Source organism: Thermodesulfovibrionales bacterium, assembly GCA_035622735.1.
Taxonomy (GTDB): domain Bacteria; phylum Nitrospirota; class Thermodesulfovibrionia; order Thermodesulfovibrionales; family UBA9159; genus DASPUT01.
This window is the reverse complement of sequence record DASPUT010000071.1, coordinates 1-3925: the sequence shown is the minus strand read 5'-3', so window position 1 is coordinate 3925 and position 3925 is coordinate 1. Positions and strand designations below refer to the sequence as shown.

The window sequence follows — 3925 nt, the reverse complement described above, 5'->3', positions numbered from 1 at the left end:
CGTGACATGCCCTATAATGAACAGAGAGATGCCGGACCGCTTGGCAAAGGAGACCAGTTTCGCCGCACATTCTCTCACCTGTCCCACTGATCCCGGCGCAGACACGAGATCTTCCGTATACATAGTCTGTATTGAATCTATAACGATAGTTCCCGGCGATAAATCTTCAGAAGCATGCAATATCCCTTCAAGGTTCGTCTCCGCAAGGAGGATAATATTATCCGACTCAATGGACATCCGCTCGGCCCGAAGCTTGATCTGTTCGGGCGATTCTTCGCCGGAGACGTAAAAAACTTTGCCCGACCTGGCAGAAAGTTTCGCGGCCGCCTGTAAGAGGATCGTCGATTTCCCGATCCCCGGGTCTCCACCGACAAGGATCACGGAACCTCCGACAACTCCTCCGCCGAGAACCCTGTCCAGTTCGGCAATCCCCGTCAGAACCCTTTTTTCACTGCCTCCTCCTGATATCGCGCTGAGGGGTTGCGGACGGGATCTTGCCGGCTGCGAACGGGATAAGCGGGATGAACCCCCGAAGGATTTCTCCTCGACGAGTGTATTCCATGCCCCGCAGTCAGGACACTTGCCGAGCCACTTCGGACTGGAATAGCCACAGGCCTGACACTGGTAGAAGGTCCTTATCTTGGACATTACAGGCCGAGCAGCCCCATGCCCTTACCGGGATGGGAGGATTTTCGAATCGCCTCAGTCACGAATTCCTTTGCCCTTCTCACAGATTCTAGGGGTTCACGTCCCAAGGCAAGAGAGGCAGCAATGGCAGACGAAAAGGCGCAACCTGTCCCATGGTATTCACCCTTGATCTTGGATGCCTCCACCTTATAAAAACCGGTTCCGTCATAAAAGAGATCGAGGGTGACATCATCGAGATGCCCCCCCGTTATTACCACTACCTCGGGGCCCATCTCTTTGAGTCTCACAGCTGCCTTTTCCATGTCTCCTTCGTTTTCGATATTTATACCGGTGAGCACGGAAGCCTCGTAGATGTTCGGGGTGACTACCCGGGAGAGGGGAAAGAGGAGATCCCTGATCCTGTCGAGGGTTCCTTCGTCAACAAGAATCGCACCCGTTGAAGAGACGGTGACAGGGTCGACGACGAGGTTGCTGAGGGAGTAGATCCTCATTTTTTCGGCAATCGCCTCGACCGCCCAGACGCTGTAAAGCAGGCCTGTCTTCAATGCGTCAGGACGGAGGTCCCGCAGGAGGACGTCCATCTGGAGGATAAAAAAATCTTTCTCAACGGGCAGAACAGTTTCGACACCGGTCGTATTCTGTGCGGTAAGGGCCGCAGGGACGGAAAACCCCTGCACACCGAAGGCCCTGAAGACCTTCAAGTCTGCCTGTAGTCCTGCTCCTCCCGTCGGATCAGAACCGGCTATCGTCAAGACAGATTTCATCTCGCCCTCCTATTATAACGATAAGGGGCTGCTGAAGGCTGAAAACGGTCTTTCCGGTTCTGTGCCTACTGATGCTGCAGAGGAAAAACCGCGACATAGGCTCTCTCTTGCGAGTCAGATCAGGTCATCTGTCCGGATAGTCCTTCCAGACAGGTAGGTCTCGATATCGCACTTCTCTCATGAATCATCTGAAGTGGTACTGCTATGCTCTGCCCCACGGTCACCTGTCGACGGCGTTTTCCGGAGATTCTCCTTTAGGAAACCGTAGCTTCACGACCTCCCCCTTATTGCCGGGGGTCCCCATATCTTCTCCGTTTACGATCAGTCTGACCCCTCCCGCGTTTCCGATCTTAAGTCCGAATCCTTCTTTGGAGGTCCAGTCTTTTGATTCCCCTGGTTTCAAGAGTACTTCCTCAGATTTTCCATCGTCCAGTTCGATGCGCAACCAGGTAACATCAGTAGCAGAGACTTGAAGGACGTATTGCTTGGGAGTAACCCCGGAAGGCTTATCCTCCTCATTCTTACGATCTGAGGGTAGGTCGGAGATTTCTGCGGACTTCTGCTCGGGTTGCGTCTGAACCGGGGGAGAAATGTGGACGATTGCATTCCCCCCCACCGGCGCCTCTTTCGTTCTCACAAAAAGCATGAAGATCGCGGAAACGATGACTGCCCCGGACAGGATAAACAGAATCAGCGGGAAAAGATTACTCTTTTTTTGAGGCGAAGGTTCCGGCTGGATCTCACCGTGCGGCGTGCTTTGTTGTTTCGCATACGCGCTGATGAGCGGTTCCGGATCGATGCCGAGGAGATCTGCGTATTCCCTGATATATCCCCTTATATAAACCTCGGGAGGCAGTTTTTCGAAGTTCTCTTCTTCCAATGCCTGGAGATACTCATTCCGTATTCTCAGGCTCGCCCCAATCTCCTTGAGGTCAAGACCCAACGCCTCACGCTTCTTCTTTAAGATCTCGCCTATCAATGCCGGACTCAAGTGTTTATAAATACTATCATAAAATGCATGAAAATGGCACGCAGCTTACTCGCCACGCTGTGGTATCATAGGTGATCGTGACGAGAGTCGTTGTGACAGGGATAGGTGCTGTAAGTCCGCTCGGCAATACCTTCAGGCAGTCGTGGGATGCCCTCATGGCGGGGCGGTCCGGCATCGGAGAGATAACGCGGATCGATATCTCGGAGTTCCCCTGGAAGACGGCAGGCGAGCTGCGCGGATTCGACCCCCTAACGTATCTTTCCCCCAAAGAGGCGAGGAGGCTCGATCCCTTTGTGCAGTACGCGGTAGCGGCTGCCCTAATGGCTGTTGAAGATTCGGGGCTGGACTTCCTCGCCGTAGCATCGGGTGATCGACGCCCTCTCCCTCTTACAGCCGGCGTGGTCATCGGTTCGAGCAGGGGCGGTGTCAGTACTCTCGAAAGAGAGTTCAAACGAGGTCTTTCTCGCACCTCTCCGTATGTGATGCCCTCTTCGACGGTAAGCGTGGCTGCATCATATGTGGCCCAGAAGCTGGGGATCAAAGGGCATTGTCTCGGGATTTCTCATGCCTGTGCCTCGGGCGCAAGCGCAGTTGGCGAGGCGTTCAGAATAATCAAATCTGGCTCCATCCCGCTGCTCATGGCCGGCGGCACCGAGGCGCCTCTGTGCCGGCTCTGTATTGCCGGATATGGGAGTTCAGGGGCGTTGTCAGGACGCCCCGTCCGCTTCGACGGGATACCGGAAACGCCAAGGCCGTTTGATATGAAGAGAGACGGGTTTGTGCTTTCAGAGGGTGCATGCATCCTTGTCTTGGAAGAGTTAACCCATGCCAAAAGACGGGGCGCAAGAATCTACGGTGAAATCGTGGGATATGGAAACACGGTAGACGCTTACCATATGACCAGGCCCGATCCGGAAGGAGAGGCCGCGGCGATGATCATGGCGATCGAGGAGGCAGGCATCGCTCCTCATGAGGTGAGTTATGTGAACGCTCATGGGACGGGTACGCCCGTCGGGGATTTGGCGGAAGTTCAGTCGATGCGGAGAGTCTTCGGAAGGAGATCATCAGCGATACAAACGAGTGCCGCAAAATCCATGACTGGTCACATGCTTGCCGCATCGGGTTCCATGGAGGTTGCATTCACCTTTATGGCACTGAGGGACGGGATCATTCCTCCGACCATCAACCTCGATGAAAGAGATCCCGCATGTGATATAAATATCGTGACTGAAAGACGGAAGACAGAAATAGAGTTCGCACTATCAAGCTCTTATGGGTTCGGGGGGGTGAATGCGGTCTTAGTACTGCGGCGGATGTAGATTCGAGAGCGACTTTACGAGGCCTAGCCTCTACAGCTCCTTCTCATAAATCCTGTATCGCTTGTAAAGCCTTCCACCCACCAGCTCAACAATCCTCTGTACGGGGATATTGTCTTCAAGTACCCATGAGAACTCCAGGCGCCTATACCCGCCATTCTTGATGCCCTTAAACCCTTCTCTGTAGAGCAGGGCATCGACGCCCT

Annotated in this window: 4 protein-coding genes; 1 reads left to right on the top strand and 3 read right to left on the bottom strand. The window is 54.1% G+C overall.

Going from position 1 to position 3925, the window contains the following annotated elements:
- The 3 genes from VEI96_03950 to VEI96_03940 all read right to left on the bottom strand — a co-directional run.
- A partial coding sequence (locus tag VEI96_03950; GenBank protein ID HXX57129.1) for an AAA family ATPase occupies positions 1–648 on the bottom strand: 648 nt, incomplete at its 3' end.
- Positions 648–1412: a bifunctional hydroxymethylpyrimidine kinase/phosphomethylpyrimidine kinase gene (thiD, locus tag VEI96_03945; GenBank protein ID HXX57128.1), complete on the bottom strand. Its 765-nt coding sequence runs from the start codon at positions 1410–1412 to the stop codon at positions 648–650. The genes VEI96_03950 and thiD, both read right to left, overlap by 1 nt.
- A 220-nt stretch (positions 1413–1632) precedes the next feature.
- Positions 1633–2391 carry a RodZ domain-containing protein gene (locus VEI96_03940; GenBank protein HXX57127.1) on the bottom strand — a complete coding sequence of 253 codons (759 nt, stop codon included), beginning with the start codon at positions 2389–2391 and terminating at the stop codon, positions 1633–1635.
- 89 nt (positions 2392–2480) lie between these two features.
- Between VEI96_03940 and VEI96_03935 the strand changes: the two genes are divergently transcribed.
- Entirely contained in the window at positions 2481–3722 is a 1242-nt protein-coding gene (locus VEI96_03935) for a beta-ketoacyl-ACP synthase II (GenBank protein ID HXX57126.1), read from the top strand.
- The last annotated feature ends 203 nt before the right edge of the window (positions 3723–3925 follow it).